Source organism: Clavibacter sp. GW821-FHT01D01, from assembly GCF_059422605.1.
The window spans coordinates 1-21,334 of record NZ_JBWKXC010000018.1; the positions used below are offsets into that span (position 1 = coordinate 1).

The window sequence follows — 21,334 nt, forward strand, 5'->3', positions numbered from 1 at the left end:
GCATGCCGCCCATCCAGGCACGACCCCCGCCCCGGCAAGCACCCACCATCCGCATCCGCCGCCAACCGGTCCTGCCGCGGCACCGGATGCAGGATCAGCGGCGTCGACGAATGTCGGGACGAGAAGGGGACCGTCGTGACCGGGGCGATGTCTGCGGCACGCTCGGGAGCGCCCATGCGCTCTCGTGCATGGACGGCGACCGACCCGTCACCGATCCCTCCTGACGTGCACGCCGCCGACTGGCTGTGCGTGACCGGACAGAACTCACCCGAGGCGTGTGCCGCCGGTCCCGTCCCGACGATCGCACCCACGACGAGGACGAGGACGATCACGGCCGATGCCCGCTTCATCCGCATGCGTGCACGTCCTCGTTGCGGACGATGTCACTCACGCGCCACGGGTCCTTCTCGGACTTGACCACCTTCACTTGCAGGGACAGGCGCGGATCTCGCTCGGGCGTCATGTCCTTTCCGCTCGAGTCGACGAAGCGCGTACCACTCTGGTCAAGGCACAGCTGAGCTGTCATGTACTGCGTGCCCGACGGATCGAGACCACGATCCGTGACCTCGAATCCGCTCATGACGTCCTTGCCGCTCGTGCGGATACCCGACTGCCGCGCATCAGCCAGTCCGGCCTTCTCGGCGTCGAGGACATCGCCTGTCAGCAGCGCGGCCAGGTCCTCCTCCGTGTCCGTGTTCGCGTCGAGGTCCACGTAGCGGGTCATCACGTCGCGGAACGCGGCGTCGTCCTGCTGCTCCTGGGTGAGGGACGGGAGCGGGGAGGGGACGGACTCGGGCGGCGGAGCCGCGCATCCCGAGAGCAGGGAGCCCGCGACGAGGACGACCAGCGAGCCCGTGGCCACGGGCCTGCGTCGTCGTGGCATCGGATGGCGCGGTCGATCGTGCAAGGTCGTCTCCCCCGGGGCGTGCGGAATCCCGCGCGGATGCGGGCGCAGGGGCGCCGGCGTCGCGGGTCCCGGCAAGGTAGCCGGGGAGGCGCATGCCTCGGCGCGGCCCTCCACATCGCGGGCAGGGCAGGAGCGTGGCGCGCGTTGTGAAGGGCTAGTCGGAGGCGCGGTCGAGCCGGGCGACGTCGTGGCGCGAGAGCTGGATGTGGGCGGCCCGGACCAGGTCGTGGACCTGCTCGGGGCGGCTGGCGCTCGCGACCGGGGCGACGACGCCGGGCTTGGCGAGGAGCCAGGCCAGCGCGATCGTCGCGACGCTGGCCGAGTGGTGCTCCGCGATCTCGTCGAGCGCGGTGAGCACGCGGAGGCCGCGGCGGTTGAGGTACTTGGCGGCGCGCTGGCCCCGTGCACCTTCGCGCACCGAGTCGCGGGTGCGGTACTTGCCCGTCAGGAAGCCGTTCGCCAGCGCGAAGTAGGGCATGACGGAGAGCTCCTGGCCGCGCACCACGTCGAGGTAGTCCGACTCGTACGGCGCGCGGTTCACGAGGTTGTAGTGCGTCTGCAGCGCGACGAAGCGCGGCGCGTCGTACAGCCCGCCGATGATCCGCGCGTGCAGCAGGCGCTCGGCGGCGTAGTTCGACGCGGCGAGGTGGCGCACCTTGCCGGAGGCGATGAGGCGGCCGGCGGCGGAGAGGCTCTCCTCCAGCGGCACGTCGAGGTCGTCCCAGTGGAAGTAGAGCAGGTCGACGTGGTCGGTCCCGAGGCGCGACAGGCTGGCGTCGACCGCGCGCTCGATGCGCGAGCCGCCGAGGCCCGGGAAGTCCTCGCTCTTGCCGATCTTGGTGGCCACGACCATCGAGTCGCGGTTCCGGCGCTCGCGCATCCACGAGCCGATCATGTGCTCGCTGCGGCCGCTGGCGTAGGAGTCGGCGGTGTCGATGAAGTTGCCGCCCGCCTCCTGGTAGCGGTCGAGGATCGCGGAGGTGTCTTCCGCGCCCGCGGTCCAGCCGAAGACGTTGCCGCCGAGCGCGAGGGGGAACACGCGGAGGTCCGTGTCGCCGATGACGCGGTGCCGCGCGGGATGCGGGATGCTGCCGCCGCTGCGCAGACCGGGCTCCGCGACGGCCTCGAGGACGAGGGCGCCGGCGGCCTGCACGGTCGCCTCGGCCAGCGTGGCGGGCTCCGCGGGGCGCTGCGGCTGCCGAGTCCGGTGCCCGACGAGCGCTCCGGCGCGACGGCGTCGGGGCTGGGGCGCGGGCGTGACGGCGGAGGCGGTGGGAGGGGACGACGTCACCTGTCGAGCGTAGCCCCCACGCAGGCGAAAGATTTGCGTACCAAGGGTTTTGCATCCGGTGGTTCGCCCGCAGGACAGGCGGGACGCGGCCACGACGCGATCGCAGCCGCACATGCACCTGGGCCCGCACCCGCCGGGCGCGGCCGACGCGGCGGACGGCGGGGCCAGCGGAGCCGGAAGGGGTGCCGTGGATCCCCCGACCCCGGCACCCCTCGGCGGTCTGCATCCCCCGATGCGTCCCCCGGAAGCGGGCGATCCCGTGGACCTGCCCGCCCCACCACGGTAACGATGCTCGGCGTCCCCGACCCAGCCCCTCTTCGGGGGCCCGGCGGACGCGTGGGGAGGGCGGGCCGGCCGCCGCGCACGTCCCTGCGACGCCGTCCGACCGCCTCCCGGCCGCATCCCGGCGCACCGTGCGAGGCTGGTGGGGAAAGCACAACCGAGAGGAACCATCGTGCCCAACGACCCGCTGCACCGCCTGCCGGATGCCGCCCCCTTCCACCTCACCAGCCCGGACTTCGCGGACGGGGCGCCGCTGCCCGAGTCCGCCCGAGGTGCCGGACAGGGCGGACAGGACCGCTCCCCCGCCCTGACATGGACGGGAGCCCCCGCGGCCACCCGCAGCTACGTGCTCACCGCCTACGACCCCGACGCCCCCACGGGCAGCGGCTTCTGGCACTGGGCGGTGCGCGGCATCCCCGCATCCACCACGTCGCTCCCGGCGGGCGCGGGGGACCCGGATGCGGGCCTCCTCCCCGAGGACGCCGTGACGATGCACAACGAGGCGCGCGAGACGCGGTTCGCCGGGGCGACGCCGCCGGCCGGCCACGGCACGCACCGGTACTTCTTCATCGTCACCGCGCTCGACGTCGAGTCGCTGGAGATCCCCGAGGGCGCGACCCCCGCGATCCTCGGGTTCCTGATGCTGCCGCACGTGATCGGGCGCGCCCAGCTCGTGGGCACCGCGATCACCGTCGCGGACTGACCGGGCCGGACGAGGGGGACGACGTGACGCTCGACGGCGAGGGCCGCCGCCGCCGCGACGGTGCGCGACCGGGCGAGGACGCCCGACCGCGCCGGCGGCGCCTGGCGCTGATCCTCGCCCTGCTGGCCGTGGCCGTCGTGGTCGCGGGCATCATCACGGCGATCGCGCTCACGCGCGGCGGGGCGGGACCCTTGACGCCCATGCCGTCGTCCAGCTCGCCGAGCGCGCCACCCGGCTCCACGCCGACGCCGACGGAGACGCCGGACCCCGAGCCGACCGACGCGCCGACGCCCGAGCCGACCCCGGCCCCGAGCGCGTCCGGCGCCCCGGCGGACCCGACGCCCGTGCCCTCCGTCTCGGTGCCGGCCGCCCCCGACGAGCCGTACCCGACGGATCCGGACGACGGGAAGTAGCCGCACACGACGGATGCCCGCCCCACCGAGGTGGGACGGGCATCCGGGCCGTGCGGGGTGCGGTGGGGCCTAGCCCTCCGCGGGGCCCTCGGGGCCGTCGCTCGCGGCGGCGGAGCCCTCCTGATCGGCGGCCTCCTCCATCACGGGCGCGAGCGAGAGCTTGCCGCGGTCGTCGATCTTGGTGATCTCCACCAGGATCTTCTGGCCGACGCCGAGGACGTCCTCGACGTTCTCGACGCGCTTGCCGCCGGCGAGCTTGCGGACCTCGCTGATGTGCAGCAGGCCGTCCTTGCCGGGGAGCAGCGAGACGAACGCGCCGAACGTCGCGATCTTGACGACGGTGCCGAGGAAGGACTCGCCGACCTCCGGGTTCGTCGGGTTCGCGATGGCGTTGACCTGCGCACGCGCGGCCTCCGCCGACGGGCCGTCGACGGCGCCGATGTACACGGTGCCGTCCTCCTCGATGGAGATGTCGGCGCCGGTCTCGTCCTGGATGGCGTTGATCGTCTTGCCCTTCGGGCCGATCAGCTCGCCGATCTTGTCGACGGGGATGTTGACCGAGATCACGCGGGGCGCGGTCGGGGCCATCTCGTCGGGGGCGTCGATGGCCTGGTTCAGCACGCCGAGGATGGCCGTGCGGGCCTCCTTCGCCTGCTTGAGGGCGCCGTCGAGGACCGACGTGGGGATGCCGTCGAGCTTCGTGTCCAGCTGGATGGCCGTGACGAACTCCGACGTGCCGGCGACCTTGAAGTCCATGTCGCCGAGCGCGTCCTCCGCACCGAGGATGTCGGTGAGGGCCGCGTAGCGGACCTGGCCGTCGACGGTGTCGGACACGAGGCCCATGGCGATGCCGGCGACGGGCGCGCGCAGCGGCACGCCCGCGTTCAGCAGCGACAGGGTCGAGGCGCAGACGGAGCCCATCGACGTGGAGCCGTTGGACCCGAGGGCCTCCGACACCTGGCGGATCGCGTAGGGGAAGTCCTCGCGGCTCGGCAGCACCGGCACGAGGGCGCGCTCGGCGAGGAAGCCGTGCCCGATCTCGCGGCGCTTCGGCGACCCGACGCGACCGGTCTCACCGGTGGAGTAGGGCGGGAAGTTGTAGTGGTGCAGGTAGCGCTTCTTCGTGACGGGGCTCAGCGAGTCGATCTGCTGCTCCATCTTGAGCATGTTCAGCGTGGTGACGCCCAGGATCTGGGTCTCGCCGCGCTGGAAGATGGCCGACCCGTGGACGCGCGGGATGACCTGCACCTCGGCGTCGAGCGGGCGGATGTCGGCGAGGCCGCGGCCGTCCATGCGGATGCCGTCGCGGAGGATCCGGCCGCGGACGACGGTCTTCGTGACGGACTTGTACGCCGCGGAGAACTCGGTGAGCGCCGACTGCGGCAGCTCGCCGGCCTCGACCTTGGCGGCCACGGCCTCCTTGGTACGGGTCTTGAGGGCGTCGTCCGCGTCCTGGCGCTCGATCTTGTCGGCGGTCTGGTACACGGTGCCGAGCTCGTCGAGCGCGAGAGCGCTGACGGCGTCGTAGGTCTCCTGCGCGTACGGCAGGAAGACGGGGTAGTCGACCGTGGGCTTCGCGGCCTGCTGCGCGAGCGAGGCCTGCGCGGCGACGAGCTGCTGGATGAACGGCTTCGCGGCCTCGAGGCCCTGCGCGACGATGGCCTCGTCGGGCTTCGTGGCGCCGCCCTGGATGAGGTCCCAGGCACCCTCGGTGGCCTCGGCCTCGACCATCATGATCGCGACGTCCTCGTTGCCCTCGGAGTCGGTGACGACGCGGCCGGCGACGGTGATGTCGAAGACGGCCTCCTTGAGCTGCGAGTGCTTGGGGAAGACGACCCACTGGTCGCCGATGAGCGCGAGGCGCACACCCGCGATGGGGCCGGAGAACGGGATGCCCGAGAGCATGCTCGAGGCGCTCGCCGCGTTGATGGCGAGGCTGTCGTAGAACTCGTCCGGCGCGATGCTGAGGACGGTGATGACGACCTGGACCTCGTTGCGGAGGCCCGTGATGAACGACGGGCGCAGCGGCCGGTCGATGAGGCGGCAGACGAGGATCGCCTCGGTGGAGGGGCGGCCCTCGCGACGGAAGAACGAGCCGGGGATCTTGCCCGCGGCGTAGCTGCGCTCCTCCACGTCGATGGTCAGAGGGAAGAAGTCGAAGTTGTCCTTCGGGTGCTTGCCCACCGAGGTGGCGGACAGCAGCATGGTGTCCTCGTCGAGGTACGCGGCGACCGCGCCCTGAGCCTGCTGCGCGAGGCGGCCGGCCTCGAACCGGACCGTGCGCGTTCCGTACTTGCCGTTGTCGAGGACTGCCTCGGCGAACTTGATCTCTGGACCTTCCATTGAGGTCTCTCTCCTTCGTGTTGCGCCTCTCGGCGACGCCCGTCGGGCGCTCGTCCTGCATCCCGTGTGGATGCGGACCTCCTGCGACAGAGGAGGAGCGGGCGAGGCGACACGTCGGAGCCCGCCTGATGCGGGATCCGGGTGCACGTGCGCGGCTGGTTCCGCTCATCGGCCGGTGGCCGAGGGCGGCGGGCGCATGTCTGGCCATCAGTGGGAATGCTCCGAGCGACTCGGAATACCACCACCAACGACCAGCTCCTGCCGGCCAGCTCCATCTGTCGTGATCGCATCGTGACGCTGGGCGTCCGCTGGATCACTTCGGACATGGTAGCACCCGGCCCCTCGCGGGCCCCGGAGGACGTGCTGCTCCGGGTGTCGAGCGGGCGTCGCTCCCCTTAACGGAAGACGAGCCGCCACCCCGGAGGGTGACGGCTCGTCCGTGCGTCGTGATGCGATCAGCGACGGGTGGTGCGTGTCAGCGGCGGATGCCCAGGCGCGCGATCAGGGCGCGGTAGCGCTCGATGTCGACGTTGGACAGGTAGCCGAGGAGACGACGACGCTGGCCGACCAGGAGGAGCAGGCCACGACGCGTGTGGTGGTCGTGCTTGTGCTCCTTGAGGTGCTCGGTGAGGCCCGTGATCCGCTTGGTGAGGAGCGCGATCTGCACCTCGGGGGATCCGGTGTCACCGGGGTGGGTCGCGTACTCGTCGATGATCGCCTTCTTGACGTCTGCTTCCAGAGCCATGTGATGATCCCCTCTCGTGTTCGTTGCGCGGCGCCCGTCACAGGATGTGCGAGCTCTCTTGATCCGCGGCCGTTCAGACGGCAACCGCACGAGCATACCAGAGGGCGGGCCCTGCATCAGCGGGCGGACGCTCCTCGCCGGAGGCGGCGTCGGTGATCTCGGCTAGCGTGGAAATCCACTCTAGAGAGACGACGCAGCATCACGTGAGCATCCCGCCCGAGACCTCCCCCATCCCGATCCCCGACGAGCGGCAGGTGCGCGGCAGCCACTTCGTCGACCTCACGCCCCTGAAGGAGAGCCCCGCGTTCGCGCGGCTCTGGGCGGGCAACGCGATCGCGGGCATCGGCAGCCAGATGACCATCGTGGCGATCGGGCTGCACGTGTACGAGCTGACGGGATCCACGGGGTCGGTGGCGCTGGTCGGCGTGCTCTCGCTGCTGCCGATGATCATCGCGGGCCTCTACGGCGGGATGCTCGCCGACGCGTTCGACCGCCGCAAGGTCGCGCTCATCGCCTCCTGCGCCGCGTGGGGCTCCACCATCGCGCTGGCCCTGCTCGCGTGGACGCAGGCCGAGACGGTGTGGTCCCTCTACGCGCTGAGCATCCTCAACGCGGTGGCAGCGACCGTGATCGGGACGAGCCGGCAGGCGATCCTCCCCCGCATCCTCCCCGCGCACCTGCTGCCCGCCGCGAGCGCGCTCGGCGGCATCAGCCTCGGCGTCATGGTCACGGTGGGACCGGCGCTCGCGGGCGTGCTCGTCGCGACCGTCGGGTTCCAGTGGACCTACACGGTGGACGCCGTGCTGTTCCTCGCGGCGTTCACGGGCGTGCTCGCGCTGCCGCGCATCGCGCCCGAGGGCGAGGTGCAGCGGCCGGGGCTCGCCTCCATCCGGTACGGGCTCGGGTTCCTGCGGACCGCGCCGAACATCCGCATGTCGTTCATCGTCGACATCATCGCCATGACCCTCGGGCAGCCCCGCGTGCTGTTCCCCGCGGTCGGCGCGGTGGTGCTCGGCGGCGGACCCGTGACCGTGGGCATCCTGACGGCGGCCGGCGCGGTCGGCAGCCTCGTGAGCAGCCTGCTCAGCGGATCCGTCGGCCGGGTCACCCGGCACGGACGCGCCATCCGCTGGGCCATCGTGGCCTACGGGCTCTCCACGGCCGGCTTCGGACTGGTGCTCCTCCTCGCGCAGACCGGGGTCCTGCACGGCATGGGCTCCCGCATCGAGGACGCCAGCGTGCCCGGCATCGTCGCGGCCTCCGTGCTCCTCGCCTGCACCGGCGCGGCCGACAACATCTCCTCCATCTTCCGCAACACCATGCTGCAGACCGCGGTCCCCGACAACATGCGGGGGCGCCTGCAGGGCATCTTCATCGTCGTCGTGACGGGCGGGCCGCGGCTCGGCGACGCGTACATCGGCATCGTCACGGCGTTCGCGGCGCTCTGGGTGCCGTCGCTCGTGGGCGGGCTGCTGATCGCGGTGGTGGTGTGGATCCTCATCCGCTCGCTGCCGTCGTTCGAGCACTACGACTCCCGGAACCCGACCCCGTGAGCCGGCGGCGGAGGCGGCGGACGCCCGTGCTGGTGACCCTGGCGGCACTGGTGCTCCTGATCGTCGCGGGCCTCGTCCAGTGGCGCGGGGGCGAGGACGGACCGGACGGCGGCGCCGGCGGGGCATCGGCACCCGGGTCGGGGCTGGGCGCGGAGCCGGGCTCGAGCGGATCCGCGCGCCTCGCCCTCGAGGGGCTCGACGTGCGCACCGAGGAGCGCGTCGCCGGCTACGACCGGGAGTCCTTCGCGTGGCGCACGGACGTGGACCGCAACGGCTGCGACACCCGCAACGACGTGCTGCGGCGCGACCTCGCCGACGCGGAGGTGCGCGACGGCACGCGGGGCTGCGTCGTGCAGGCGGGCGTCCTCGAGGACCCGTACTCGGGTGCGCGCATCGGGTTCGACCGCTCGAGCGACCCCGAGGCCGTGCAGATCGACCACGTGGTGTCGCTGTCCGACGCCTGGTCCTCCGGCGCGTGGCGCTGGGACGCCGACTACCGGGCGGCCTTCGCGAACGACCCGCTGGAGCTCGTCGCCGCCTCCGCCGCGGAGAACTCCGCGAAGTCCGACGCGACGGCCGACGAGTGGCTGCCCGAGGACGCGGCCGACGCGTGCGCGCTCGTGGCCCGGCAGGTCGCCGTGAAGGTGCGCACCGAGCTCAGCGTGACGCGCGCGGAGCACGACGCGATGGCGCGCGTCCTCGACGGATGCGCGGACGAGCCGCTCCTCACGTCCGACGACGTGCGCTGGCCGGCGCCCGTCCGCTGACCGTCCAGGGAGCCGTCACGTTCGTGCCCCAACCGATCGGGCACCCGCTCCGAACATGCTGCAATGCGCCGGACCATCAGAGACGCGATGCACCACGGGTCCGGATGTCATGGGGAGAGCGATCGCACGGACGGCGCACGGAGAGGGGTCTCGGCGCCGGGACCGCGGACGCGGGGCCGGTCCGTCATCGGGCCGGCCCATCTCCTTGCCCCCGGCAGCTCCCCCGCCGCCCAGCACCGCTGACCCCTCGGGTGCGCATCCCGCGGCCGGCGCCGCAGCCGTCCGATCAGGCCGTGAAGCCGGTGGACGTGACGATGTGCAGGCGCTGCGTCGGCCGGGTCATGGCGACGTAGAGGCCCGCGGCCCCGCGGGAGGTGTGGGCGAGGATCTCGTCCGGCTCGGCGATGACGACCACGTCGAACTCCAGGCCCTTGGCCTCCTGCGACCCGAGCACGGCGATCGGCCGGCCGAGGCCGCCGACGCCGATGCCGACCGCGGACCCGAAGCGCTCGGCGAGGGCCCGGTGCAGCTCCCCCACGCGGTCGTCGCGGGCGATGACCGCGAGGGTGCCCTGGTCGCCGTCCTCGCGCTCCTCGTCGACCACGTCGACGACGGCCGCGACGACCTCGTCGGCCGCGACCCCGACGGTGTCGATGGGGTGCTCGCCCTCGCGGACGGCCCGGGAGCGGGTGACCGGGAGGCCGTGCGCGATGGCCATGCGCTCGGCGGCCTCGGCGATCCGCGCGGGCGTGCGGTAGTTGACGGTGAGCTCCTCGAGGCGCCACTCGCGCCCGAGCACCGGGCCGAGCGCCTCCTGCCAGCTGGAGACGCCCGCGGCGGAGCTCGCCTGCGCCACGTCGCCGACGATGGTGAAGGAGCGGAGCGGGCAGCGGCGGAGGAGCACGCGCCACTGCATGGGCGACAGCTCCTGCGCCTCGTCGACCACGATGTGGCCGTAGGTCCAGGTGCGGTCGGACGCGGCGCGCTCCGCCGTGGTGCGGCGCGCGGCCTGCTCGGCGAAGCCCTCCGCGAGCCGCTCGGCCGTGACCATGCCGCCCACGCCCATGTTCTCGATGGCCTGCTCGGCGTTCTCGATGTCGCGGAGGCGCTGCTGCTCCCGCTCGCGGGCGCTCGCGTCGGCCTGCGCGCTGAACTCGCCGAGGAGCTCCGCCGCCTCGTCGAGGAGCGGGACGTCGGCGACCGTGAACGCGGCGTCCCGGTCCCGGCGGAGGAGCGCGCGCTTCTCCGGGCTCCAGCGCGGCGTGAGCGACGCGAGCCACTGCGGGCGGGCGTAGAGGTCCTGCACGAGCTTCTCGGGGGTGAGCGGCATCCACGCGGTGTTCAGCGCGACCTTGACGTCGTAGGAGGTGCGGAGGTCCTCGCGGAGCATGGCGAGGTCGCTGTCGTCGAGGGCGCTGCCGTTGCGGCGCATCTGGGACGCGAGGACCTGCGCGAGGGATCCGAGGGCGGCCTTGTTGAAGACCACGCGGGCCTCGTTGTGCGGCTTCCGGCTGTCCTGCGCGCGGCGGAGCGCGCCGGCGACGAGGGACGGCTCGAGCACGATGCGCTCGCCGTTCACGTCGAGGGTCACGGGCTCGGTCGGCACGACCTGGCGCGAGCGCACGGCGCGCTGCAGGAGGCCCGCCATCTCGGATCCGCCCTTCACCGCCGCGACCTCGGGAGCGTCCTCGGCGGCCGCGTCGATGCCGGGGAACAGCTGGCCGACGCTCGCGAGCACCACCCCGGTCTCGCCGAGGGACGGCAGCACGGCCTCGATGTACTGCAGGAAGGAGCGGCTGGGACCGACGACCAGGACGCCCGAGGAGGCGAGGCGGTCGCGGTGCGAGTACAGGAGGTAGGCGGCGCGGTGCAGCGCGACCGCGGTCTTGCCCGTGCCCGGCCCGCCCTGCACGACGAGGACGCCGCGGAGGTCGGACCGGATGATGCGGTCCTGCTCGGCCTGGATGGTGGCGACGATGTCGTTCATCCGGCCGGTGCGACCCGCGGCGAGCGCGGCGAGCAGCGCCCCCTCGCCCTGGAGGCTGGTGCGGCCCTCGTCGAGGAGCGTCGGGTCGAAGACCTCGTCCTCGACGTGCACGACCTCGCGGCCGCGCGTGGTGAGGTGCCGCCGGGCCCGGGCGCCGAGGGGCGTGGCCGCGGTGGCCTGGTAGAACGCGCTCGCCTGCGGGACGCGCCAGTCGAGGAGGAGCGGCTGGAGGTCGTCGTCGCGGAGGCCGATGCGGCCGATGTACCGGTAGACGGGATCCCCGTCGGCGGTCGGCGCGTCGGCGGCGTCCGCCGGGGCGGGCGGGCGGGGCTCGTCCTCGGGGAGGTGGCCGTCCTCGAACTCGAGGCGGCCGAAGACCAGGCGCTCGTCGACCTCGCGGAGCGCCTGCAGGCGGTCCTCGTAGATGCGGGCGAACGCGTCGCGCTCGGACCGGTTCTGGTGCGTGCCGCCGGTGGGGCTGTCCCGCACCGCCGTCAGCTGCTCGCGGGTCTCCGCCCGCACCGCGTCGAGTCGCCCGTAGAGGCGCGAGACGTACGCGCGCTCGCGATCCAGCTCCGTACCGGTCACCTGCACACCCCTTGATTTCCGGCATCGATCCTATCGAGCCGAGGGGGCGTCCCCTGACCGCGCGGGCGCCGGCAGCGGTCCGCCGTCGGGGCCGCGGGACGGGTCAGCGGGGCGTGCCGACCAGCGGCTGCGGCTCCGTCGGGGTCTGCCGCGCCCGCTGGCGGAGGGCACGGCGGCGGGCGTTCTCGGAGCGAGCCGTGAGGATCAGGACGAGGACGACGCCGAGGAGCGCCCCGAGCCCGTTGTGCAGGAGGTCGCGGACGTCGGAGACGCGCGTCGGGAGGAACAGCTGCGCGGTCTCGATGAGCACGGACAGGCCCACGCCGAGCGCCACGGCGAGCCACCACCTCCGCCGGCCCAGCAGCAGCACGAGGAACATGCCCACGGGCAGGAACATGGCGACGTTCGCCGCCCCCTCGACCAGGGAGTACGTGATCCACGCCGTGCCGTCGTGCCGCTGCAGGACCCCGAGGGCGCGGAACAGGAACCCGTCGATGCGGGAGTCGTAGGGCTCCGGCGACAGCGTGATCCACGCGACGAGCCCGAGGTACAGGGCCGTCGCCGTTCCGAGGAGGGGGTGGCGCAGGAGCATCCCCCCATCATCGGGGCTCGGCCCTGGGTGCCGGATCCGTCGGAGGTGCCGGTCCCCGGGCGACCCGTCGCGGCGCACCCGTCCTCGGGGATGACGCGGTCGGGCGGAGGCGCCGTGCGTCCGGTCGCCCGCGCGGCGCGGCGTCAGAGGGCGATGATGGCGTGCACGTCGCGACCCGCGAGCCGCGCGCGGCCGCCGAGGCCCGCGATCTCGAGGACCACGCCGATGCCCGCGACCTCGTAGCCGGCCCGCTCCAGCAGGCGGGCGGCGGCCTCGAGGGTCCCGCCCGTGGCGAGCACGTCGTCGAGGAGGAGCACGCGGGATCCGCCCGGCAGCTGACCGGGGTGCAGCTCGATGGCGGCCTGCCCGTACTCGAGGTCGTAGGACTCCCGGAGCACCTCGCCGGGCAGCTTGCCGGCCTTCCGGACGGCGAGCGTCCCGACGCCGGACGCGTAGGCCGCGGCGGCCGCGAGCAGGAAGCCGCGCGCCTCGACGCCGGCGACCGCGTCGACGGGTCCGACGGCGGCCACGAGGTCGTCGACGACGGCGCGGAGGGCGGGCCCGTCGGCGAGCACGGGGGTGAGGTCGCGGAACAGGATCCCGGGCTCCGGGAAGTCGGGGACGGTGAGCAGCAGGGACGCGACGAGGTCGGCGACGGGGGTGTCAGGCACCCGACAACGGTAGTCGCCGGAGGGACGACGGCCGACCGTCAGGCGCGTGTGATGGGGTGGGCGCCGCGCCGACCCCGCCGCGCCGTCCCGAGGAGCACCGATGGATCCCGCCGAGATCGTCCGCGACGCCTGGGCGCGCGCGACCGCCGTCGAGGCGCCGCTCGCGCCGGGACCCGCGCTCGTGGCCGTCGCGCTCGCCGTGGCGCTCGTCGCCGTGCCCGCCGCCTGGCGCCTCACGCGCCACGCCGTGACGATCGTGCACGAGGGCGGGCACGGGCTCGCGGCGACGCTGAGCGGGCGGCGGCTCGCGGGGATCCGCCTGCACTCCGACACCTCGGGCCTCACGGTGAGCGTCGGGCGGCCGCGCGGGCCCGGCATGGTGCTGACGCTGCTCGCCGGGCATCCCGCGCCCGCGCTCGCCGGGCTCGGCGCCGCGTGGCTCGCGGGCGAGGGCCGGTCGGCCGCGGTGCTCTGGCTGTGGCTGCTGCTGCTCGCGCTCGTCGTGATCCAGGTGCGCAACTGGTTCGGGCTCTGGTCCTGCCTCGTCGCGGGCGTGGTGGTCGGCGTCGTCGCGGGTGCCGCGCCCCTCGTCGTGCAGGGCGTCGCGGCGCACGCGCTCGCGCTGTTCCTGCTGCTCGGCGCGCTGCGGGCGACCCTCGAGCTGCAGCGGTCCAGGTCCCGGCGGGGCGGTTGCGCCTCGGACGCCGACCAGCTGGGGCGGCTCACGCACCTCCCGGCGGTGCTGTGGGTGGGCGTGCTCGTGCTGGTCGCCGGCGCGTGCCTCGTGGCCGGCGTCGCCCGGCTCGGGATCCCGACGCTGCTCGGGCGCTGACCGGCGCACCCGCGCGCGACGTGGCCGCCGCGCCCGCGGGGGACGCGACGGCCGCCGGTGCCGGGAGGGATCCGGCTGCTACATCTCCTCGTGCGTGTCCGGGTCGCCGTCCCAGAGGCGCGACTGGGGACCGGAGCCGATCGCCCGCACCTCCTCCGCGCTGAGCTCGAAGCCGAACACGTCGAGGTTCTGGCGCTGGCGCTCGGGATCGGCGGAGCGCGGGATCGGCAGCGCGCCGGACTGGACGTGCCAGCGCAGCACCGCCTGCGTCGGGGTGACGCCGTGCGCCTCGGCGGCGGCCACGACGGCCGGGTCCTCCCGGAGCCGCTCGCGCGTGCCGAGCGGGGACCAGCTCTCCGTCACGATGCCGCGCTCCGCGTGGAACGCGCGGAGCGCCTCCTGCGCGAAGGTCGGGTGCATCTCGACCTGGTTGACGACGGGCAGCACGCCCGTCTCGTCCTCGAGCCGCCGCAGGTGCGCGGGGGTGAAGTTGGACACGCCGATGGAGCGGACGAGGCCGCGCTCCTGCAGCTCGACGAACGCGCGCCAGCTGTCGACGTAGCGGTCGACGCTCGGGTTCGGCCAGTGGATGAGGTAGAGGTCGACGTGCTCGACGCCGAGTGCCGCGCGCGACTCCTCGAAGGACGCGAGCGTCTCCTCGTAGCCGTGGTGCCGGCCGGGCAGCTTCGTGGTGAGGAAGAGCTCCTCGCGGGGCACGCCGGAGCGGCGCATCCCCTCCCCCACCGCGGCCTCGTTGCCGTAGTTGTACGCCGTGTCGAGGAGGCGGTAGCCGGCGCCGATGGCACCGGAGACGAGCTCGGCGCCCGCGTCGCCGTCGAGGCCGTACGTGCCGAGGCCGATGGCGGGGATGCGGTGGCCGTCGCGGAGTTCCAGTTCGGGGATCGTGGTCATCCCCTCACGGTACGCCCGCGGATCAGGCGCGGTCGGTGGGCGCGGGGCCCGTCTCGGCCGGGGCGTCGGCGGCCTCGTCGCGGGGGGCGGCGTCGCGCTCGGCGTCCGCGCGCGCGTCGGCGACGTGGTCGCGCCCGAAGACCGTGGTGGCGGCCCACGCGATCATGCCGCACACCGTGAGGATGTCGGCCACGTTGAAGACCGCGAACCACTCGACCGCGATGAAGTCGACGACGTGGCCGGACAGCGGCCCGTCCTCCGCGCGCGTGACGCGGTCGAAGAGGTTGCCGAGCGCGCCTGCGAGCACGGCGGAGAGGAGGAGGACCTGGAGGAGCGACGCGCGGTGGCGGATCTGCCAGCCGACCCACACGGCCAGGCCGAGCGCGAGCGCCATGATCCCGACGGTGAGCAGCGGCCCCACCTCGGCGCCCATGCCGAAGGAGACGCCCGGGTTGTAGACGAGCGCGAACCGGACGGTCGGGATGAGCGGGATGGTCTCGCCGTCGCCCAGCGAGTCGACGGCCCAGCGCTTGCTGAGCTGGTCGAGCACGAAGCCGGCGACGACCACGACGACCGCGAGCGCCACCACGACGGGGCGGGAGGTGCGGGGACGACGTGCGGCGGGGGGTGCGGTGGTCACGCGACGAGCCTAGGCGGTGCCCGGACGGGGACCCTGCGGGCCGGATCCGTCGCCCTCGGGGACGACGGGCTGCGCGGCGGCCCGGTCGCGGATCCGCGTGGCGGCCTCCCGGGGGAAGGTGCTGCGCACGAGGTGGCGGGTGCCGTCCGCCGACTCGATCGACACGGCGGGGCCGGCGTCGAGCAGGATGGCCGCCCCGCCGCCCGGCAGGGAGCGCGCCCCGATGCCGCCGACCGTCCGCGGCCGGAGGTGGTCGACGACCGTGCAGTCGGAGATGGACGCGTAGGGGATGCGGATGCGCCGCAGCGGCACGAGCGCCACCTCGACCTCGTCCGGGTCCAGCGTGATGCGGATGCGGAGCGACCCGACGACGGCGCCGGCGGCGAGGAGCACCAGGCCGACGACCACGCCGACCGCTCGCCCGCCGGTGGCGATGACGACCACGAGGCCGAGCACCGCGACGACGAGCCCGACGAGGCGGACCGCGCGCGGGGCGGGCGTGGTCTGGCGGAAGCGCGCGTCGGGTGAGGGCGTGGTCACGCCCTCACCCTAGGTGCGCCGGAGCCGATCCGGGCCGTCCGCGCGACGCGGGCGTCCCGACGACGGGTCAGCCCCGTCACGGGTCAGGCGTGCTGCTCGTCGTGCTCGCCCTCGGCGATCTCCTCGATCAGCTTCGCGCAGAAGGCGGGCAGGTCGTCGGGGTTCCGGCTCGTGACGAAGCCGCTGTCGACCACGACCTCCTCGTCGACCCACTCGGCCCCGGCGTTCCGGAGGTCGGTGGCGAGGGTCGGGAACGAGGTCATGCGGCGGCCGTCGACCACGCCGGCCTCGATGAGGATCCACGGGGCGTGGCAGATGGACGCGACGGGCTTGCCCGCCGCGAAGAAGGCCGCGGCGAAGGCGACCGAGTCGGCGTCGACGCGGATGTCATCCGCGTTCACCACGCCGCCGGGCAGCACGAGCGCGTCGTAGTCCGCGGCGTCGGCGTCAGCGACCCGCACGTCCACGTCGAACGTGTCCGCCTTGTCGATGTGGTCGAGGCCCTGCACGGTGTCCGCCTTCGGGGACACGAGGACGGGGGTGCCGCCCGCCTCCTGCACGGCCTTCCACGGCTCCGTGAGCTCGACCTGCTCGAAGCCGTCCGTCAGCAGGAAGGCCACCTTCCGGCCCTGGATGCTCTCTCCGGTCATGTGCGTTCCTCCTCGTGAGAGTGGTGCCGCCCGGTCGGACGGCGCTCTCGACGCTACGCCCCCGCGGCGCCGTCGACCCGGGTGCGGAAGACATTCACGGGGCGTCCGGAGACGGCCGTGTCGATGGCGAGGATCCCGCCCGAGAGCGGGTGCTCCTCGAGGTCCTCCTCGGTCATGTTCTCCCGCGCGGTGCCGATGACGAGGGTGCGGAGGTCGGGGCCGGCGAACGCGACCGAGGTCACGTTGGGGGCGGGCACCTCGATCTCGAGGTCCTTCGTGCCGTCGGGCGCCCAGCGGATCACCTTCCCGGCGCCGTAGATCCCGTTCCACGCGTACCCGTCGGCGTCGAGCGTCAGGCCGTCGCTCATCTCGCCGTGGATCCAGCGCTCCGGCTCCCCCAGCTCGCCGGCCTCGGAGTAGGGCGCGCGGTAGACCGTCTGCGCGGACGTGTCGGTGAGGATCATCGTGCGGCCGCCGTCGGTCCACTCGAAGCCGTTCGCCGTGCCGACGCCGCCCAGCAGCGTGCGGAGCGCGCCGGAGGCGTCGACGGACCAGATCGCACCGTCGGGCTCGCCCTCGGTGACGTCCATGGAGCCGATGACGAAGCGGCCCGCGGGGTCGCACTTGCCCTCGTTGAGGCGCATCCCGTCGTGGGCGTGCTCGACGCGGGCGAGCTCGCGGGTGATGCGGCCGCGGGCGTCCACCCGCACGATCCGGTCGCCGAGGCCCGCGACGAACCCGCCGTCGTCGGCGGGCTGGAAGGAGGCGAGCGGCGGCGGGAGCTCGAGCACCGTGTCGTCGGATCCGTCGGCCGCGCCGTCCCAGGGGCTGCGGTGCAGGGTGCCGGCGGTGATGTCGTTCCACATCACGTCGCCGGACGGATCCCACCAGAGGCTCTCGACGAGGATCGCGCGGACGTCGCGCAGGACGCGGAGGTCGGAGGTGAGGACGGTCATGCGTCCAGCCAAGCACCGCCATGCGTCGACGGGCAGGGGCCGCCCATCCGCTGGGCGAAGCCGCGGGCCCCGCACGGCACGCAACCTGCACGCGGACTGTGAGCGCCCTCACCGTTCGTGCGCCGCGGATGCGGCGGGCGTAGCGTCGAGGACAGGCCGGACGCCGCGCGATCGCGCGCCCGGCCACGCGGGGCCATCCCACCGGATGCCGCGCCGCACGGATCGGGAGACCCCCGACCCCACGAGAACGAGAACCGAGGAGTCGCACATGACCACGACCGTCGAACGCCCCACCAGCACCTCCGAGAAGGCCACCCAGCCCGAGGGCTCCAAGCCCACCAAGCGCCAGAACGCCGAGCGCGGCTTCAAGGCGTCGCAGCAGCTGCACGAGAACATGCAGAAGGTGCTCGTCGACCTCATCGAGCTGCACATCCAGGGCAAGCAGGCCCACTGGAACGTCGTCGGGAAGAACTTCCGCGACCTCCACCTCCAGCTCGACGAGATCATCGAGTCGGCCCGCGAGTTCAGCGACGACCTGGCCGAGCGCATGCGCGCCCTGCACGCGACGCCGGACGGCCGCAGCGACACCGTCGCCGAGAACACCACGCTCCCCGAGTACCCGCAGGGCGAGGTCGACACGGCCGAGACCGTCGACCTCGTGACCCAGCGCCTCGAGGCCGCCGTGCACACCATGCGCGAGGTCCACGACGACGTCGACGAGGAGGACCCGACCACCGCGGACCTGCTCCACGGCTTCATCACCGCGCTCGAGCAGTACGCGTGGATGGTCTCCGCGGAGAACCGCCGCGTCGGATCCGCCGCCGAGTAGCAAGCAGCGCCGACATCACGACCCGAGGGCCGCGCCACCAGGTGCGGCCCTCGTCGCGTCACGACCGCGACACCGCATCGACCGCCCGCCACGGGCACAGGAAGGAGACCGGGATGGATCTCGGGATCACAGGGAGGACCGCGCTCGTCACGGGCGCCGACTCGGGGATCGGGTGGGAGACCGCCCGCATCCTCCTCGACGAGGGCGCGACCGTCGTCCTCAGCGACCAGGACCAGGCGTCGCTCGACGCCGCCGCAGCGAAGCTCGACGGCGGTGACCGCGTGCACGCGTTCGCCGCCGACGTGACGAGCGTCGCCTCGCTCGACGAGCTGCACGCGAAGGTGCAGGAGGCGGTCGGCGACATCGACATCCTCGTGCAGTCCGCGGGCATCACAGGGGCGCAGGGCCTCTTCCACGAGATCGACGACGAGGGCTGGACGAACACCATCGAGGTCGACCTCATGGGCCCCGTCCGGCTCGTGAAGCGGTTCCTCCCGTCGCTCCGGAAGGGCGGCTGGGGGCGGATCGTCTTCCTCGCCTCCGAGGACGCCGTGCAGCCGTACGACGACGAGCTCCCCTACTGCGCGGCCAAGGCCGGCATCCTCGCGCTGTCGAAGGGCCTGTCCCGCAGCTACGCGAAGGAGGGCCTGCTGGTGAACGCCGTCTCGCCCGCCTTCATCCACACGCCCATGACGGACGCGATGATGGACAAGCGCGCCGACCAGCTCGGCACCTCGAAGGAGGAGGCCATCGACTCGTTCCTCGACGAGGAGCGCCCCTACATGGAGCTGAAGCGCCGCGGCGAGCCGGCCGAGGTCGCGAACGTCGTCGCGTTCCTCTGCTCCGACCTCGCGTCGTTCGTGAACGGCTCGAACTACCGCGTCGACTCCGGATCGGTGGCGACGATCTGATGGCCGAGCTGAAGAAGGGCGACCACGTCACCTGGAACACGCCGCAGGGCGAGACGCACGGCAAGGTCGTCGAGGAGAGGACGAAGGACTTCCAGCACGACGGGCAGCACTTCACCGCCTCGTCCGACGAGCCCGCGTACATCGTGGAGAGCGACAAGTCCGGCAAGACCGCGGCGCACAAGGGATCGGCGCTGACGAAGAGGAAGTAGGGCGCGCCTCCCCCGCGGGTACCGGCCACCGGTACCCGCGGGGGGCGACCGCGGCGCGAGCCGCACCTAGGCTGTGGCCGATGGACACCGGGACCGCCGCCGCGACGCGCTCGTCGACGCCGCGCCCGCCCCGTCACCGCGACGGCGTGGAGGTCGGCGTCGACGCCGTCGTCGGCCTCGTGGTCGCGGGGCTCGCGCTCCTCCCCCCGGTGGACGTGCAGGAGGCCGGCCTCGCCGTCGCCGCGCTCGCGCTCGTCGCGATCGTCGTGCGCTCGGTGTTCCCGGGCGCCGCGCTGGTGCTCGCATGGGCCATGGCGCTGACGCAGTGGCAGATGGGCGAGCGGCCCGGCTTCGCCGACCTCGCCCTCCTCCTCGTGCTGTACGCGACCGCGCGGCGGGGTTCCCGCGCGACGGCCGTGCTCGGCGCCGCCTCCGCGCTCGTCGGCGGCACGGTCGCGACCGCGTACCTCCTGCAGACGGGCGCGCGCTTCTCCCTGCTCACCCAGCCCGGGGGCCCCGGCAGCGCCCTGTTCGCGGCGGCGCCCGTGCTCGCGCTCCTCATCGCGTGGCTGTCGGGCCTCGTGATCCGCGTCGTGCGGTCCCGCACGACCGAGTCGCGGCTGCGCGTCCAGGCCGAGGACACAGCGGTCAAGGCCGTCGACCTCGCGCAGACCGAGTCGCTGCGGGCCAGCATGGCGCGCGACGTGCACGACATCGTGGGGCACTCGCTCGCCGTCATCATCGCGCAGGCCGACTCCGTGCAGTTCCTCGACGACGAGGAGCGGATCCGCGGCGTCTCCGCCACCATCGCCGACACCGCGCGCCGCTCGCTCGCGGAGGTGCGCGAGGTCCTGAGCGGCACCAGCCCCGCGGGCGCCGACGACGGACCGCAGGACCTCGACGCGGTGGTCGCCCAGCTGCGCGCGGCGGGGGTCGACCTCGGGCACGAGGTGCGCGGCTCCCGCCGACCGGTGGATCCGGCGCGCCAGGTGGTCATGCGCCGCGTCGCGCAGGAGATGACGACCAACGCCATGCGGCACGGCGCGCCCGGCGGCCGCATCCGGCTCCGGGAGACCTGGCGGGCCGCCGACGTCGTGCTCGAGGTCGAGAACGCCGTCGCGCCCTCCGGGGACGCCGCCGCGACGCCGGACGGGGACGCGACCGCGCCGCGCGTCGGCACGGGCGTGGAGGGCATGCGCGCCCGCCTCGCGACCGTCGGCGGCGACCTCGAGGCCGAGGCCGTCGACCACCTGTTCACCGCCCGCGCGCGCATCCCCCTGCCGGGTGCGCGCCCCATCGCCGTGCCGGGAGGCCGCCCGTGATCCGCATCGTGCTCGTCGACGACCAGGAGCTGTTCCGCGGCGGCGTGCGCGTCGCCCTCGACGCCCAGAGCGACCTGGAGGTCGTCGGCGAGGCCGGCGACGGACGCCAGGGGCTCGCCGTCATCGACGCGGTGCGGCCGGACGTCGTGCTGCTCGACATGCGCATGCCCGTGATGGACGGCCTCGAGACCGTCCGCGCCCTCTTCGACGGCTCGCGCGCCGAGCCGCCGCGCGTGATCGTCCTCACGACCTTCGCCCTCGACCGCGCCTCCGCGACCGCGATCCGGGGTGGCGCGAGCGGCTTCCTGCTGAAGGACGCGACGCCCGCGTTCCTGGCCGCCGCGATCCGCGCGGTGCACGCCGGGAGCGCGGTGCTCGCGCCCGACGAGCTGACGCAGCTGTTCGCCCCCGACGCCGTCGCGGCGCCGGCACCGCCCGCGCCGCCCGAGTTCCGGTCGCTGAGCGCGCGCGAGAAGGACGTCTTCGGGCACGTCGCGCGCGGGCTGTCGAACGCGGAGGTCGCGGCGCTCGAGTACGTCAGCGAGTCGACCGTGAAGACCCACGTGAGCAGCATCCTGGCCAAGCTCGCGCTGCGCGACCGCGTGCAGCTCGTGGTCTACGCGCACGACCACCGGCTCGTGGAGCGCTCCGGCGCGTAGCCGCCCGGCCGTGCACGTGCACGTGCACGTGC

General features: G+C 73.7%; 22 protein-coding genes and 1 pseudogene. 10 read left to right on the forward strand and 13 right to left on the reverse strand.

Going from position 1 to position 21,334, the window contains the following annotated elements; all coding sequences use genetic code 11:
- From AC07VC_RS15645 to AC07VC_RS15655, 3 genes and pseudogenes are all read right to left on the reverse strand, one after another.
- A pseudogene (locus AC07VC_RS15645) lies at positions 1-356 on the reverse strand (hypothetical protein); the annotation flags it as partial.
- Positions 347-862, reverse strand: coding sequence for a hypothetical protein (locus tag AC07VC_RS15650; protein ID WP_494676155.1), 516 nt, complete (start codon positions 860-862; stop codon positions 347-349). The gene AC07VC_RS15650 and the pseudogene AC07VC_RS15645, both read right to left, overlap by 10 nt.
- A 199-nt stretch (positions 863-1,061) precedes the next feature.
- Complete coding sequence (locus AC07VC_RS15655) at positions 1,062-2,198, reverse strand: aldo/keto reductase (RefSeq protein WP_494676156.1); 1,137 nt, start codon at positions 2,196-2,198, stop codon at positions 1,062-1,064.
- Between the two features lie 454 nt (positions 2,199-2,652).
- On the opposite strand from AC07VC_RS15655, the gene AC07VC_RS15660 reads away from it, so the two are divergent.
- Positions 2,653-3,183, forward strand: a complete 531-nt coding sequence (locus tag AC07VC_RS15660; RefSeq protein WP_494676157.1) for a YbhB/YbcL family Raf kinase inhibitor-like protein — start codon at positions 2,653-2,655, stop codon at positions 3,181-3,183.
- Positions 3,184-3,206: 23 nt separating this feature from the next.
- Positions 3,207-3,596 (forward strand): hypothetical protein, encoded by a 390-nt coding sequence (locus AC07VC_RS15665; protein ID WP_494676158.1) that lies wholly within the window; start codon positions 3,207-3,209, stop codon positions 3,594-3,596.
- Between the two features lie 69 nt (positions 3,597-3,665).
- Here the strand turns inward: AC07VC_RS15665 and AC07VC_RS15670 are convergent, their stop codons facing one another.
- Both AC07VC_RS15670 and rpsO read right to left on the reverse strand, forming a co-directional pair.
- Positions 3,666-5,939 (reverse strand): polyribonucleotide nucleotidyltransferase, encoded by a 2,274-nt coding sequence (locus tag AC07VC_RS15670; RefSeq protein ID WP_317229822.1) that lies wholly within the window; start codon positions 5,937-5,939, stop codon positions 3,666-3,668.
- Positions 5,940-6,414: 475 nt separating this feature from the next.
- Positions 6,415-6,684, reverse strand: a complete 270-nt coding sequence (gene rpsO, locus AC07VC_RS15675) for a 30S ribosomal protein S15 (RefSeq protein WP_012038735.1) — start codon at positions 6,682-6,684, stop codon at positions 6,415-6,417.
- A 203-nt stretch (positions 6,685-6,887) separates the two neighbouring features.
- Between rpsO and AC07VC_RS15680 the strand changes: the two genes are divergently transcribed.
- Both AC07VC_RS15680 and AC07VC_RS15685 read left to right on the forward strand, forming a co-directional pair.
- Complete coding sequence (locus tag AC07VC_RS15680) at positions 6,888-8,237, forward strand: MFS transporter (RefSeq protein ID WP_494676159.1); 1,350 nt, start codon at positions 6,888-6,890, stop codon at positions 8,235-8,237.
- Positions 8,238-8,269: 32 nt separating this feature from the next.
- Positions 8,270-9,004 carry an HNH endonuclease family protein gene (locus AC07VC_RS15685; protein WP_494676160.1) on the forward strand — a complete coding sequence of 245 codons (735 nt, stop codon included), beginning with the start codon at positions 8,270-8,272 and terminating at the stop codon, positions 9,002-9,004.
- Between the two features lie 286 nt (positions 9,005-9,290).
- On the opposite strand, the gene AC07VC_RS15690 is transcribed toward AC07VC_RS15685, so the two are convergent.
- The 3 genes from AC07VC_RS15690 to AC07VC_RS15700 all read right to left on the reverse strand — a co-directional run bounded on the left by AC07VC_RS15690 (position 9,291) and on the right by AC07VC_RS15700 (position 12,842).
- Positions 9,291-11,579, reverse strand: a complete 2,289-nt coding sequence (locus AC07VC_RS15690; RefSeq protein ID WP_494676161.1) for a HelD family protein — start codon at positions 11,577-11,579, stop codon at positions 9,291-9,293.
- A gap of 103 nt (positions 11,580-11,682) precedes the next feature.
- Positions 11,683-12,171, reverse strand: coding sequence for a VanZ family protein (locus tag AC07VC_RS15695; RefSeq protein WP_317229818.1), 489 nt, complete (start codon positions 12,169-12,171; stop codon positions 11,683-11,685).
- Positions 12,172-12,314: 143 nt separating this feature from the next.
- A complete protein-coding gene (locus tag AC07VC_RS15700) occupies positions 12,315-12,842 on the reverse strand; it encodes an adenine phosphoribosyltransferase (RefSeq protein ID WP_494676162.1) in 528 nt (175 codons plus the stop codon).
- Positions 12,843-12,942: 100 nt separating this feature from the next.
- Here AC07VC_RS15700 and AC07VC_RS15705 point away from each other — a divergent pair, with 100 nt between their 5' ends.
- On the forward strand, positions 12,943-13,674 hold the full coding sequence (locus tag AC07VC_RS15705) for a M50 family metallopeptidase (protein WP_494676163.1): 732 nt from the start codon (positions 12,943-12,945) through the stop codon (positions 13,672-13,674).
- A gap of 78 nt (positions 13,675-13,752) precedes the next feature.
- Here AC07VC_RS15705 and AC07VC_RS15710 read toward each other — a convergent pair whose 3' ends face one another.
- The 5 genes from AC07VC_RS15710 to AC07VC_RS15730 all read right to left on the reverse strand — a co-directional run bounded on the left by AC07VC_RS15710 (position 13,753) and on the right by AC07VC_RS15730 (position 17,372).
- Positions 13,753-14,586, reverse strand: a complete 834-nt coding sequence (locus AC07VC_RS15710) for an aldo/keto reductase (protein ID WP_494676164.1) — start codon at positions 14,584-14,586, stop codon at positions 13,753-13,755.
- Positions 14,587-14,608: 22 nt separating this feature from the next.
- Positions 14,609-15,226, reverse strand: a complete 618-nt coding sequence (locus tag AC07VC_RS15715) for a signal peptidase II (RefSeq protein WP_494676165.1) — start codon at positions 15,224-15,226, stop codon at positions 14,609-14,611.
- A gap of 9 nt (positions 15,227-15,235) precedes the next feature.
- Positions 15,236-15,766: a hypothetical protein gene (locus AC07VC_RS15720; RefSeq protein WP_317229631.1), complete on the reverse strand. Its 531-nt coding sequence runs from the start codon at positions 15,764-15,766 to the stop codon at positions 15,236-15,238.
- Between the two features lie 83 nt (positions 15,767-15,849).
- Complete coding sequence (locus AC07VC_RS15725) at positions 15,850-16,416, reverse strand: type 1 glutamine amidotransferase domain-containing protein (RefSeq protein WP_317229630.1); 567 nt, start codon at positions 16,414-16,416, stop codon at positions 15,850-15,852.
- A 53-nt stretch (positions 16,417-16,469) separates the two neighbouring features.
- Positions 16,470-17,372 carry an SMP-30/gluconolactonase/LRE family protein gene (locus tag AC07VC_RS15730; protein WP_494676166.1) on the reverse strand — a complete coding sequence of 301 codons (903 nt, stop codon included), beginning with the start codon at positions 17,370-17,372 and terminating at the stop codon, positions 16,470-16,472.
- A gap of 268 nt (positions 17,373-17,640) precedes the next feature.
- On the opposite strand from AC07VC_RS15730, the gene AC07VC_RS15735 reads away from it, so the two are divergent.
- The 5 genes from AC07VC_RS15735 (at position 17,641) to AC07VC_RS15755 (ending at position 21,302) form a co-directional block, all read left to right on the forward strand.
- Entirely contained in the window at positions 17,641-18,201 is a 561-nt protein-coding gene (locus tag AC07VC_RS15735; protein ID WP_094116209.1) for a Dps family protein, read from the forward strand.
- Positions 18,202-18,314: 113 nt separating this feature from the next.
- On the forward strand, positions 18,315-19,112 hold the full coding sequence (locus AC07VC_RS15740) for an SDR family NAD(P)-dependent oxidoreductase (protein WP_494676167.1): 798 nt from the start codon (positions 18,315-18,317) through the stop codon (positions 19,110-19,112).
- Entirely contained in the window at positions 19,112-19,321 is a 210-nt protein-coding gene (locus tag AC07VC_RS15745) for a hypervirulence associated TUDOR domain-containing protein (RefSeq protein ID WP_104289739.1), read from the forward strand. Before AC07VC_RS15740 ends, AC07VC_RS15745 begins: the two co-directional genes overlap by 1 nt.
- Before the next feature lie 80 nt (positions 19,322-19,401).
- A complete protein-coding gene (locus AC07VC_RS15750; protein ID WP_317229626.1) occupies positions 19,402-20,643 on the forward strand; it encodes a sensor histidine kinase in 1,242 nt (413 codons plus the stop codon).
- Positions 20,640-21,302, forward strand: a complete 663-nt coding sequence (locus tag AC07VC_RS15755; protein ID WP_317229625.1) for a response regulator — start codon at positions 20,640-20,642, stop codon at positions 21,300-21,302. Before AC07VC_RS15750 ends, AC07VC_RS15755 begins: the two co-directional genes overlap by 4 nt.
- Positions 21,303-21,334 lie beyond the last annotated feature (32 nt).